Origin of the sequence: Polynucleobacter sp. Latsch14-2 (genome assembly GCF_018881925.1) — a bacterium.
Taxonomy (GTDB): Bacteria; Pseudomonadota; Gammaproteobacteria; order Burkholderiales; family Burkholderiaceae; genus Polynucleobacter.
The window spans coordinates 76,467-88,390 of record NZ_JACVPL010000001.1 but is presented as its reverse complement, the minus strand read 5'-3'; the positions used below and the strand labels follow the sequence as shown (position 1 = coordinate 88,390).

Sequence of the window (11,924 nt, the reverse complement as noted above, 5' to 3'; positions counted from 1 at the left end):
GCTTAAATTTGCTTCATCCGAAACACTTCAACTCCCACCGAATGGCAGTCTGGATAAACATCGGGTTTGGCAGTACTTACGCGCGCAGCCAATACTTTGGGATGCAGCAACATAGCCGTGACGATGTCATCGCAAAAGGTTTCTTGCAGATGAATATGCCCCTGGGAAGCCAATGCCTTAATGGTTTCGCGCATAAAGTCATAGTCGACTACTTCGCCCAATTGATCATGGGTTGGCGTATTCACAGCCAGAGGTATATATAAGTCTACATTCAGAATCACGCGCTGTTCTGCCCTCTTCTCAAAATCATGTACCCCAATATTGATATAAATCTCGTAGTCCCGCAAGAACAAACGGCGGCAATCAATTAAAGCGGGATGGGAAAGAATGGCGTGCATAAATAGTTACTTAATTAATGTGTTTTAAACATCACATCGCGTGATGAAGATAAAAGATGCTGCCCGCCATCGACATACAAAGTGGTACCGGTAATTGCATTTGAATTTGCAAGAAATACAGCAGCCTTAGCAATATCTGATGGCGCAGATGATTTTCCTAATGGCGTCATTTGATGTGCCTTAGAAAAACCATCTTGCGTTTGATCGCCAGACGGAAGAGAAATTCCAGGCGCCAGTCCCACTACACGCAAGTAAGGGGCGCAGTCCATTGCTAAGACCTCTACCGATGTCAGTAATGCGGCCTTCGATAAGGTGTAAGACAAGTAATCGGGGTTGAGATTGATGAGCTTTTGATCAAGCAACTGTATGACTGAAGGTAGCGCTTGGTCATCATCATTTTTTGTGCCATTTTTTTGCGCTTCAAACATTAACTGGGTCAAGAGGATTGGCGCAGTCAAATTCACCTGGATATGCTCTTGCAAGCTTTTACTAGTGAGAGGGGACTCAGAATTTGCGCGGTCGTACTCGAAGATGGATGCACTGTTCACTACGCAATGCAAACCTCCGAAATCATTGAGCACCATGGCGAAGAGCGTTTTCACATCAGCCTCATTCGCCAAATCAGCCTGAAATGCCTGAGCCATCCTCCCCAGCTTCTGAATTTGTGCGACCGTCTCTTGGGCTTGGGCCTCTGATCGCCCATAATGAACGGCAACATCCCATCCCTGACGGGCAAATTCCAAAGCAATTTCACGACCTAGACGCTTGGCAGCGCCGGTCACTAAAACCGCCTTATTTTGCTGAGATGCGGAAGTTGAACTCGGGTTCAATTAAATTCTCTTAGACTAACGAGCTATGGATATTACCTTGACCAGACTTGAAACGGAGCATTGCGAGCTCCTAGGTAGCAAAATTGCTGCTGAAATCGCCTCCCAAGGTGGTTGGATCCCCTTTTCTCGCTACATGGAAATGGCTTTATATGAGCCTGGAATGGGGTATTACAGTGCTGGCGCACATAAACTTGGGGCAGGTGGTGATTTCACTACCGCTCCGGAACTAAGCCCCTTATTTGGGGCGGCGATTGCATCCACCATCCTTCCCATCCTTGAGGGGCTGCGGGCAAAAGGGCTTCCGGCCAAAATTCTGGAGTTTGGCGCAGGGACGGGCAAATTGGCTGAATCGATTCTGAGCCGACTAAACGATATTGGTTTTTCACTAGATACCTACGACATCATCGAGATCTCACCAGATCTAGCCCAAAGACAGCAGAAACGCCTTGATAAGCTTGCAACAGAACTTGGTCTTCCAACGCAATGTTCCTGGCTTAGCTCGCTTCCGAGTCACTTTAAAGGGGTCATTCTTGCCAATGAAGTCATTGATGCAATCCCCTGCGATACCATCATCTACCAAAATGGGTTTTGGTATTGGTATGGGGTAAGTACTATCGATGAAAAATGTAATTGGAAAGTAGGCAGACATGTCGAGCAAACCTTACTGCCAGAAAGTCTTCTGACTGGAAATTTCCCAGAAGGCTATATCACCGAATTGCACCCTCAAGCAAATGCTTGGATTCGGCAAATTGCCGAAGGCTTAGACACCGGTATATTTCTCACATTCGATTATGGTTTTCCAGAAAGCGAGTACTACCACCCACAAAGAATCGAGGGGACTCTGATGGCCCATCATCGCCATCACGCAATTCCAGACCCTTTTTACCTGCCAGGCTTATGTGACTTAACAAGCCACGTAGAGTGGGCACAAATTGCCCGCAGCGTGCTTGCAGAAAATGTGGATGATGTCTATCTAACCAATCAAGCTGCGTTCTTGCTTGACGCTGGTATCGGAGATATCGCTCTTGAGATCGGCGACCCTGGCAACCCAGAAACTTTTTTACCAATTTCCAATTCACTGCAGAAATTACTTTCAGAGGCGGAAATGGGTGAACTATTTAAAGCGTTTACTTTTTCAAAGAAACTAGATCATTTGCTACCAGGATATGTCCTTGAAGACCTTCCTGGCTTCAGAGGTAGAAATAGGCTTTAAAGGAGCGCTGAAGTAATTGCCGCAAGCCTTGCGGCTTCTACTGCGCAACCTATTCTTGCACCATTAGAGCGATCTTCTGCAACCAGCCCAGCAATAATGTCTGCAGGATTTAAAGTCTGCGAGTGTTGCAGGGCGTTAACCAATCCAGATACATTCTGACCAATGCTATGCATAAGATCTAACAACGCTTGAGTACGCTCAGGCTTGCGCCAAGCATCAGCACGATTAAACCAAGATAGCACATCTACAGCAGGATAAGCGCCTTGTGAATGCTCATTAATAAATAGATTCAGTTCACTAAAAATCTCACTGAAATCTCGCACCTCGATAGGCATGCGAACACACTCAGACCAAGAACGAATTTCTCTTGCTGGTGTATTCATCAACACAATAGCGCAACGACTCTCTAATTTGGTGGGAGTTTTATGTAGATTTGTCATCAAATTTACGCGGCCTATCTCGCTCTGTAACTCAGCCACAAGGGAGGGAGAAAGAATTGCCTTGGCAGCACCAGCATCAAGTAGCACTTGAAACATTCGCATGGGCTTACTAGCTACTAAACCTCTTGCAAGTTCTTGCCAAATACGTTCAGGTGATAAAGCATTTAATTCTCCTGACACCACAATCGCCTTTAATGCCGCCATGGTTTCATCAGCAACGATAAATTCAGGGAAGCGAGCAGCAAAGCGTGCAATACGCAGCAAACGCAATGGGTCTTCGGCAAAGGCATCTGATACATGACGAAATACCTTCTCAGCAAGATCTCGTTGGCCGTTATAAGGATCAATAAGTGGTCCAATAAGATTGCCATCAGCAGCAACTTCTTGCGCCATGGCATTAATCGTTAAGTCGCGACGCGCTAAATCCTGTTCGAGAGTGACATCGGGATCAGCATGAAATAAAAATCCCTTGTAGCCTTTACCTGTTTTTCGCTCTGTGCGAGCTAAGGCATATTCAGCCTGAGTCTCTGGATGGAGAAACACGGGAAAGTCTTTACCCACCGGGCGAAATCCCTTCGCCAACATTTCTTCTACGCTAGAACCAACGACCACATAGTCGATATCATTCATAGGAAACCCCATGAGCGTATCGCGAATGGCGCCACCAACAGCATAAATTTTCATTACCCCGCACCCTCAAGCGAGCGGCGACTGATCCCAAATACTACGGGCAATGCATCCGTAGCATTCATGGCTAATACGTTCGGCACCTTCATCGAAGCTATATTGTCACGTGACATTAATGTTGGTACAGGCAAAAACTCAAATGCTAAAGCCTGTAGATACCCAACAAATGCAGGCACCGGGATGATGGCGCAAGTAGTTTTTGCTTTCTGAGCTGCAAAGGTGACAATCTGTTTCATCGAGTACGCCACAGGTCCAACCAAGTCGTATGACTGATGAATAGTTTGCGGCATCTTAATGGACTTAACAAATGCTTCAGCCACATCCTCCACGCTCACTGGCTGAAACTGAGCCTCGCAATTAGCTAGCGGCAACACAGGCAACCATTTCGTTAATGTTGAAAATAAATTAATGAATTGATCATGCGCACCAAAGATGACCGAAGGTCTAAAAATTGTCCAATCAAGACCGCTTGCTTTTACTTCGTGCTCGCCGGCACCCTTGCTGCGTTGGTACATAGAAGGACCATTGACATCTGCACCTAAAGCACTCATATGCAAATAGCGTTTCAGGCCATGAATTTTCATAGCGGTCATAATATTTTTCGGCAAATCCACGTGGGCCGCTTTGAAAATCTTGCCATATGGCTGTGCAGGCTTGTCATGCAGTACGCCAACCAAATTAATGACTGCGCCATTTGACTTAACCCTGGCGCACAAATTTTGTAACCCATCAAACTCATGCACATCCACATCTTCCAGATGTACTTTAGGCAAAACTCGTAAATTACGGGCAGCTGCTAAATGACTTGTTGGTAACAGCACGGAATAGCCCACCATCTGCAGCTTTGCCGCAAGCACACTCCCTACAAATCCATTTCCGCCGATAAGAAGAATGTCATATTTCATAGAGTCCGATTTTGTGCTTAAGGTAATTCTGATTGCGTGGCCGCTTTAGGCGATATAACTCCTAAGCGTTGTTTTAAAGATTGTGCTTGACCCTGCATAACTGATGAATAGTAATTAGCATTAGACAAAACATTTTTTACATAAGTACGCGTTTCATTAAATGGGATGGTCTCAGCAAAAATTGCCCCTTCAGTTGGGCTGTTTAATTTTTCACGCCAAGCCTTAGAGCGTGATGGTCCTGCGTTATAAGCTGCAGAGGCTAGCACCCAAGAGCCGTCTAAATCAGTTAGGACCATATTGAGATAATTGCTACCTAAAGTCAAATTAGTATTGGTATCACTCAACTTGTCGTTGGTGTAGTTAGTCATGCCAATTTTCTTGGCAACATACTTTGCAGTATTTGGCATTACCTGCATCAATCCAGATGCGCCAACAGAAGATGAGGCGTTCATAATAAAACGTGACTCTTGACGAATGAGGCCATATGCCCAAGCTAAGTTCAAATCAATTTGGCGCGCAATTGGTGATAACTCATCACGATAGGGGGTTGGGTAGCGCAAACTAAAGTCATGCTCTTGTTTTGTGCGGTCAGCGGTATTCACCACGCGATCATATAAACCAATTCGCTTCGCATACTCAGCAGCCGCAAGTAATTGCCTGTCGGTCATATTACGCAATTCCCAATTCCACTCGCGGTTTCCTTCAAAGCGCAGATTCATGGCATAAAGGCGTTCGCCCCTAATGAAGCCTTTACGACTTTCCATCGCATCAATATCTTGCTCGGATGCCCTCGTTCTCGAGGGCGCATGATTGGATTTGCCAAGCTCCTCACGAGCTAGCTGTCCATAAAAATGATACTGGTCAGCAATCAACTCATAGCTTTCACGCGCTTTAGCATCCTGACCCTCAGCCTTCAGAGCGCGTCCATACCAATAAGTCCAAGCAGGATCTCGACTGCGCACCGCTGGATTCATGCCGTCAATGGCATTTTTGACTAGAGCCCAATCTTTGGCGCGTAAACCAGCGCGCACTTTCCACTCTTGGCTTTCGGTAGAAAGTAATTCGTTATATCCCAAGGCCTGCTGCAAACGATAAGCATCGTCCGCATTCGAATCGAGTTTTTTCGCCAAGAACTGACCAATCACACCCCAAGCAACAGCTTGATTTTCTTTGCTATAGCGCGAAGCATTTTGAGAAAAATCTTTGAAAGCTTTTGCAGGATCGCTCTTTGCGGCTTTCACAATATCCGCAATAGGATCTTCACCACCAAGTCGACGCGCCATTGAGTCAAAGCCCATTTCGCTAGCAGCCCGTCCTACAGCCTTAGCTTCGCTTGGCGTCATGCCGCCGGCTGCTACCAGTGCAGGAACTAATTCTTGGCAGGCGGAACCAAAATACGATGGATTAATAAGCACCGCTCGCGCATCAATCGCTAATTTAGTGGGGTTATCACCCTGCGCTAATTTGGACTGCAAGGCATAACATTTCACTTGAGTATCATCATCTAAAACAAACTTGGCATATTCAGAATCAAAGTTTGCCCAGTCCTTGCGCTTACCCAATACGAGCAACCAGTCATTGCGCATGCGATCCGCAAGCGCTGCCCCTTCGTATTGCTTTAGAAATCCTGCCACCTGCGTATCGGCGCTGGTATCAGCTCTTGCACCACCAGCTGCGTCAAAGAGTTGTGGCTTGATCCGAAAATACGCAACATAGTCGTCATAAGGATAATTTAGCAAGTTAGATGCTAATTGCTGCGCACGAAATACATCATTTTTCCTAGCCGCTTCGCGTAGCTCTATAAAAGTTCGATCACTCTCAGTAATTTCAGCGGGTGCTAATTTACTTGTATAAGACTTCGGAAGATTTGACTTTTTTATTTTCTCAGCAAATGCATGAGGCGCAAAGAAAATCAGGCTAAGGAGTAGTGCTCCAGCCACCTTATGACGCCCGGTCATCCAACTATCAAACTTCTTTTTCACTAGCTAGCCTTATACATGATTACTTTTTACTATATCTATTAATTTTCGCCTGATAATGCCAGCTATGCACGTTAATTCGTTAAAAACTTTACGCCAAGATCTGCTAACGCAAAGAATGCATTTTGCTGCAGGTAAAAGCTATGCAGAAAGCCTATATCAGCTTACTGCAGGGCTTCGCCAATTCCTGGAAAAACAAAACCCCTCATCTATTGCTCTTTACCTACCCATCCAAAATGAACCAGATCTGCGCCTTGCACTCCTAAGCTGGGTTTCTGAGAATAAGGGATGCCAACTAGCGCTTCCTTATGCGCGTCCTGATAAACATCTAGAGTTTTATGCCTGGGAAGAGGGGGATGTGCTGATTACAAGCAAACATGGCGTTCCAGAACCTGACCCAAGCAATTCGCATCGCACACAACTAACCCCCGATTGCATACTCATTCCTTGCGTAGGCTGGTCACAGTCGAAAGCGAGCGGCAAAAGCCAGTATTGGCGTCTTGGCTATGGGGGCGGTTACTTTGATCGAACGTTAGCCCAGTTGCGCAAAAATAAACCCAGATTACTTTGTATCGGCGTAGGGTTTGATTGGCAACAATTAAATACCGTGCAATGGCAAGTCCAAACACACGATGAGCCCTTAGACTTAATGCTCACCGAATCTGGTCTAAAAAACTAAATTACTTCCCTAGCCCTAGGTTGTCGGCAATGGCTAAGACAGCCTCAGCCTGATTCAGTGAATAGAAATGCAAACCCGGAGCGCCAGCAGTTAATAGCTGATCGCATAGATCGGTAACCACATCTTCTCCAAATGCACGAATAGAGGCAATGTCATCACCATAAGACTGCAAACGCAGTCGAATCCAACGTGGAATTTCTGCGCCACAGGCATCTGAAAAACGGAGAAGTTGGCTGCTATTCGTAATCGGCATGATGCCGGCAATGATCGGCTGCGTCACACCCAAATCGTAAGCCTCATCCGCAAAGCGGAAATAGGCGTCACTGTTATAAAAATATTGCGTGACCGCAGAGTTAGCGCCAGCCTTCATCTTTTGTACGAAGAAATCAATATCGCTTGCAGGAGATTTGGCTTGCGGGTGTGTTTCTGGGTATGCCGCCACATCAATATGAAACCAGTCGCCGGTCTCTGCACGAATAAACTCGACCAACTCATTCGCATGATGAAACTCGCCGTACTGACCCATACCAGACGGTAAATCACCACGCAGCGCCACAATACGTTTGATACCTAGCGCATGATATTGCTTAAGCATCTCACGTACACTATCTCGTGAACTACCGACACAAGATAAGTGCGGAGCAACAGCTGCACCAGCAGCATGAATGTCACTCACCACTTTTAAAGTGCCAGACTGGGTAGAGCCACCAGCACCAAAAGTCACGGAATAAAACGCGGGCTTGAGTGAATCACTCAAGCGCTCACGCACCAGTCTCAACTTATTCTCACCCTCAGGTGTTTTAGGAGGAAAGAATTCGACGCTTAATTCCATGGTTTTGGGCCTGTGCTTTTATTGCTTTAATTAATAACGATAGTGGTCAGCCTTGTACGGACCTTCCTTAGTAACGCCAATATAGGAAGCCTGCTGATCAGATAACACCGTCAGCTGCGCGTTGAGGGTCTTTAACTGTAAGCGCGCAACCTTCTCATCTAAATGCTTAGGCAATGTGTAAACACCGATTGGGTATTTATTAGTACCAACCGCATTCCACAATTCAATTTGCGCAATTACTTGGTTCGCAAATGAAGAGCTCATTACATAAGATGGGTGACCTGTACCGCAACCGAGATTTACCAAACGTCCTTTGGCTAAAACAATGATGCGTTTCTCAGGCGCTCCATTGGCGGCTGGGAAAATCACGTGGTCAACTTGAGGCTTGATTTCTTCCCACTTGTATTTTTCAATACCAGCAATATCAATTTCATTATCAAAGTGGCCAATATTACAAACGATGGCTTGATTCTTCATCTTAGCCATATGATCATGCGTAATCACATGGTAGTTACCGGTTGCTGAAACGAAGATATCGGCTTTATCGGCGGCGTAATCCATTGTGACAACGCGATAGCCCTCCATTGCGGCTTGCAAGGCGCAGATTGGATCTACTTCAGTCACCCAAACTTGAGCCGACAAAGCGCGCAATGCTTGTGCAGAACCTTTACCAACGTCGCCGTAACCGCAAACTACTGCAACCTTACCTGCAACCATCACATCGGTTGCACGCTTAATTGCATCAACCAAAGACTCACGGCAACCATAGAGATTATCAAACTTGCTCTTAGTCACTGAATCGTTGACGTTAATTGCCGGGAACTTCAAATCACCTTTAGCAAACATTTGATACAAGCGATGCACACCTGTCGTTGTTTCTTCGGTGACACCTTTTACCTGTGCCAAACGAGTGGAGTACCAAGTTGAATCCTGCGCTAGCTTGCTTTTGATCGCCCCAAACAAAATAGTTTCTTCTTCACTAGTTGGGTGATTCAAGCAGGCTTGATCTTTTTCTGCGCGCGCACCGAGATGTAATAGTAAAGTAGCATCGCCACCGTCGTCCAAAATCATATTAGTGAAACCGCCATCAGCCCACTCAAAAATACGATGGGTGTAATCCCAATATTGTTCAAGAGTCTCACCCTTGATCGCATAAACAGGGGTGCCATTTGCTGCAATAGCAGCAGCAGCATGATCTTGTGTTGAGAAAATATTGCATGATGCCCATTGCACTTCTGCGCCGAGTGCTTCTAGGGTCTCGATCAATACTGCAGTTTGAATGGTCATGTGCAATGAGCCAGTAATGCGTGCGCCGCGCAATGGCTGCCCTGCGGCGAACTCATCACGAATGGCGATGAGGCCTGGCATCTCAGTTTCAGCAATAGCAATTTCTTTGCGGCCAAAGTCAGCCAAAGAAATATCAGCAATTGCACAACGTGTTGCTACAAAGTTATTTAAATCGGAAACGGTACTCATGAATGCTCCAGCTAAAGACGATTCAATGCTGGAGTAGAAACTCGCTAGCCATCGAATCATGGGTTAGCGAGCGCGGTTGCAATTAGCAAACTCCGCTTAGGAATCCGCTCCCTTCAAGCCTGGGGAAACGCTGGTTCTCAGCATTCCTTGCAACGCTCCTTGAAGGTATGGCGAAATTGTAATCAATTTCGCCATATTTCGCTTCAATACAAAAACTAACTACTTATTTACCGCTTACAAGCCTGCTGCTGCACGCAATGCAGGTGCCTTATCACATTGTTCCCATGTAAATTCTGGCTCCTCACGACCGAAATGGCCATAAGCAGCAGTCTTACGATAAATTGGGCGCAACAGGTTCAAAGTTTTAATAATGCCCTTAGGACGCAAATCAAAGTGCTCAGAAACCAATTGTGAAATCTTTTCATCGGAGATCTTGCCAGTGCCATACGTACTCACCATCACTGATGTTGGCTTAGCCACCCCAATTGCATACGATACTTGAACTAGGCATTTGGTAGCCAAACCAGCAGCAACCACGTTCTTTGCAACATAACGAGCAGCATAAGCAGCCGAGCGGTCCACCTTAGAAGGATCTTTCCCAGAAAATGCGCCGCCCCCGTGTGGAGCGGAGCCACCGTAAGTATCCACAACAATTTTTCTGCCGGTCAAGCCACAATCTCCCTGCGGGCCACCAATTACAAATCGACCGGTTGGGTTCACCAAATAGTTGATGGCGCCCTTGATCAAGTGTTTGGGCAGTACTGGCTTGATGATTTCTTCGATAACCGCTTCACGCAATTTTTCGAGGGAGATATCCTCATCATGCTGAGTTGACAATACTACCGTGTCGATAGAGTCGGGCTTGCCATCCACATAACGCAAGGTCACCTGGGACTTTGCATCTGGGCGCAACCAATTCAAGCGACCGTCGCGGCGCAATTGAGACTGACGCTCTACCAAACGATGGGACAAATGAATAGGCAAAGGCATGAGCTCAGCAGTTTCGTCACAGGCATAACCGAACATTAAACCCTGGTCTCCAGCCCCAAGCTCCAGCTCATCATCATGCGCATTATTTACACCCTGAGCAATATCTGGACTTTGCTTGTCATAAGCAACCAACACGGCGCAACCCTTGTAGTCAATACCATATGCGGTATTGTCATAGCCAATTTCGCGCAAAGTATTACGAGCGACTTGGATGTAATCGACGTTAGCGCTCGTCGTAATTTCACCCGCCAAGACTATTAAGCCGGTGTTGCACAAAGTCTCAGCGCCGACACGAGCAGTTGGATCTTGAGCCAATATTGCATCAAGAACTGCATCAGAAATCTGATCTGAAACTTTATCGGGGTGACCTTCAGAAACAGATTCTGAGGTGAAGAAGTAATCATTTGCCATTGCATATTCCTTTAAAAATTAACACGATCTATGGGACAACTCGACGTGCCAGGAACTACAACGGCGACGCTTTAGCAGAATTTTTGAATCGCCCTGCAAGTTGTCTTAACTCGGCGATGGATTAATTCTATCCCAAAAGCGGTAAATTTACCAAAGAAGAGGCTAAATTTGTCCTGACTGCCAGCATTGAATATCATTGAATAGTGAAAAGCCTATTTCTAAAGCTCATACTTAACGGCATCGGGGCATTACCCCTAGCTGGAGCACAAGCCATTGGCGCTTTTTTAGGCGTGTTTGCCTATCTTGTCTCCAGCCATTACCGCACCCTCTTTAGAGAAAATTATTTGGCCGTTACACGCCGACATCGCTTACCAGTAAAGCTCTGGTCAGCCGCTGCCGGATCAGGCATGCTGTTTGCCGATAGTTTATGGGCATGGAAAAACCCAAAAAAATCCCTTGATTTAGTGGAAGTACTCAACTTTGACATTGTTGTATCAGCTTTTAATGAGGGTCATGGCTTGCTTATGCTCACCCCTCATCTTGGCTGTTTTGAGGTGATTCCGCGCGTCATTGCACAACACTACCCCGCCACTATCTTGTATCGCCCATCCAGACAGCATTGGCTCAATGAAATCGTTGAAGCCGGTCGGCACTACCCAAACTTAGATTTTGTCCCTACCAATTTACATGGCGTACGACAAATGACTAGGGCCCTCAATCGCAAAGAGGCTATAGGCATTCTTCCGGATCAAGTTCCCAGTGGGAAAGAGGGTGTTTGGGTGCCCTTCTTTGGTCGCCCCGCTTACACAACACCACTCCCGGCACGCCTGGCCAATCGCAACCAGACGCCAGTGCTGATGTTTACTGCCAAACGAAAATCACTTGGGCGAGGCTGGTTAATGGAAATGACTAGGCTTGCACCACTCTCCGAAGATGCAGTACTTGCTGCCACTGAAATTAATCAAGCTTTGGAACAAGCTATCCTAAAGGCTCCAGAGCAATTCATTTGGGCTTATAACCGCTATAAGCATCCAACCGATGCAGAATTGCCACCCAAGGATTAAAGCCTTAACTAATTTAGTTC

The 11,924-nt window shown here is 46.3% G+C and carries 11 protein-coding genes and 1 riboswitch; of the genes, 3 read left to right on the top strand and 8 right to left on the bottom strand.

All coding sequences use genetic code 11. From position 1 onward, the window contains the following. Positions 1-2 precede the first annotated feature (2 nt). Both ICN46_RS00520 and ICN46_RS00515 read right to left on the bottom strand, forming a co-directional pair. Positions 3-398, bottom strand: coding sequence for a dihydroneopterin aldolase (locus ICN46_RS00520; RefSeq protein WP_216203435.1), 396 nt, complete (start codon positions 396-398; stop codon positions 3-5). A gap of 14 nt (positions 399-412) precedes the next feature. After that, positions 413-1,228 (bottom strand): SDR family oxidoreductase, encoded by an 816-nt coding sequence (locus ICN46_RS00515; RefSeq protein ID WP_216203433.1) that lies wholly within the window; start codon positions 1,226-1,228, stop codon positions 413-415. Between the two features lie 25 nt (positions 1,229-1,253). Between ICN46_RS00515 and ICN46_RS00510 the strand changes: the two genes are divergently transcribed. After that, positions 1,254-2,441, top strand: coding sequence for a class I SAM-dependent methyltransferase (locus ICN46_RS00510; protein WP_216203431.1), 1,188 nt, complete (start codon positions 1,254-1,256; stop codon positions 2,439-2,441). On the opposite strand, the gene ICN46_RS12125 is transcribed toward ICN46_RS00510, so the two are convergent. Genes ICN46_RS12125 through ICN46_RS00495 form a run of 3 tightly spaced genes read right to left on the bottom strand, consistent with a single transcriptional unit; the run spans position 2,438 to position 6,431 of the window. Beyond that, entirely contained in the window at positions 2,438-3,565 is a 1,128-nt protein-coding gene (locus ICN46_RS12125; protein ID WP_216203429.1) for a tRNA nucleotidyltransferase/poly(A) polymerase-related protein, read from the bottom strand. The genes ICN46_RS00510 and ICN46_RS12125 overlap by 4 nt on opposite strands. Continuing rightward, on the bottom strand, positions 3,565-4,473 hold the full coding sequence (locus ICN46_RS00500) for a complex I NDUFA9 subunit family protein (protein ID WP_216203427.1): 909 nt from the start codon (positions 4,471-4,473) through the stop codon (positions 3,565-3,567). Before ICN46_RS00500 ends, ICN46_RS12125 begins: the two co-directional genes overlap by 1 nt. A 17-nt stretch (positions 4,474-4,490) precedes the next feature. Continuing rightward, a complete protein-coding gene (locus ICN46_RS00495; RefSeq protein ID WP_216203970.1) occupies positions 4,491-6,431 on the bottom strand; it encodes a lytic transglycosylase domain-containing protein in 1,941 nt (646 codons plus the stop codon). 88 nt (positions 6,432-6,519) lie between these two features. Here ICN46_RS00495 and ICN46_RS00490 point away from each other — a divergent pair, with 88 nt between their 5' ends. Next, entirely contained in the window at positions 6,520-7,131 is a 612-nt protein-coding gene (locus tag ICN46_RS00490; RefSeq protein ID WP_255538673.1) for a 5-formyltetrahydrofolate cyclo-ligase, read from the top strand. 1 nt (position 7,132) lies between these two features. Here the strand turns inward: ICN46_RS00490 and metF are convergent, their stop codons facing one another. From metF to metK, 3 genes are all read right to left on the bottom strand, one after another. Then, positions 7,133-7,963 (bottom strand): methylenetetrahydrofolate reductase [NAD(P)H], encoded by an 831-nt coding sequence (gene metF / locus ICN46_RS00485; protein ID WP_216203423.1) that lies wholly within the window; start codon positions 7,961-7,963, stop codon positions 7,133-7,135. 30 nt (positions 7,964-7,993) lie between these two features. Beyond that, positions 7,994-9,439 (bottom strand): adenosylhomocysteinase, encoded by a 1,446-nt coding sequence (gene ahcY, locus ICN46_RS00480; RefSeq protein ID WP_216203420.1) that lies wholly within the window; start codon positions 9,437-9,439, stop codon positions 7,994-7,996. A gap of 61 nt (positions 9,440-9,500) precedes the next feature. Further along, positions 9,501-9,606: riboswitch (S-adenosyl-L-homocysteine riboswitch) on the bottom strand. Between the two features lie 67 nt (positions 9,607-9,673). After that, a complete protein-coding gene (metK, locus tag ICN46_RS00475) occupies positions 9,674-10,840 on the bottom strand; it encodes a methionine adenosyltransferase (protein ID WP_216203418.1) in 1,167 nt (388 codons plus the stop codon). A 203-nt stretch (positions 10,841-11,043) separates the two neighbouring features. Between metK and ICN46_RS00470 the strand changes: the two genes are divergently transcribed. Beyond that, complete coding sequence (locus tag ICN46_RS00470) at positions 11,044-11,904, top strand: LpxL/LpxP family acyltransferase (RefSeq protein WP_216203416.1); 861 nt, start codon at positions 11,044-11,046, stop codon at positions 11,902-11,904. Positions 11,905-11,924 lie beyond the last annotated feature (20 nt).

Coding starts and splice junctions, on each gene's coding strand:
- ICN46_RS00500 (WP_216203427.1), bottom strand. CDS start 4,473: ATGAAATATGACATTCTTCTTATCGGCGGAAATGGATTTGTAGGGAGT.
- ICN46_RS00495 (WP_216203970.1), bottom strand. CDS start 6,431: ATGACCGGGCGTCATAAGGTGGCTGGAGCACTACTCCTTAGCCTGATT.
- ICN46_RS00520 (WP_216203435.1), bottom strand. CDS start 398: ATGCACGCCATTCTTTCCCATCCCGCTTTAATTGATTGCCGCCGTTTG.
- ICN46_RS12125 (WP_216203429.1), bottom strand. CDS start 3,565: ATGAAAATTTATGCTGTTGGTGGCGCCATTCGCGATACGCTCATGGGG.
- metK (WP_216203418.1), bottom strand. CDS start 10,840: ATGGCAAATGATTACTTCTTCACCTCAGAATCTGTTTCTGAAGGTCAC.
- ahcY (WP_216203420.1), bottom strand. CDS start 9,439: ATGAGTACCGTTTCCGATTTAAATAACTTTGTAGCAACACGTTGTGCA.
- ICN46_RS00490 (WP_255538673.1), top strand. CDS start 6,520: ATGCACGTTAATTCGTTAAAAACTTTACGCCAAGATCTGCTAACGCAA.
- ICN46_RS00510 (WP_216203431.1), top strand. CDS start 1,254: ATGGATATTACCTTGACCAGACTTGAAACGGAGCATTGCGAGCTCCTA.
- metF (WP_216203423.1), bottom strand. CDS start 7,963: ATGGAATTAAGCGTCGAATTCTTTCCTCCTAAAACACCTGAGGGTGAG.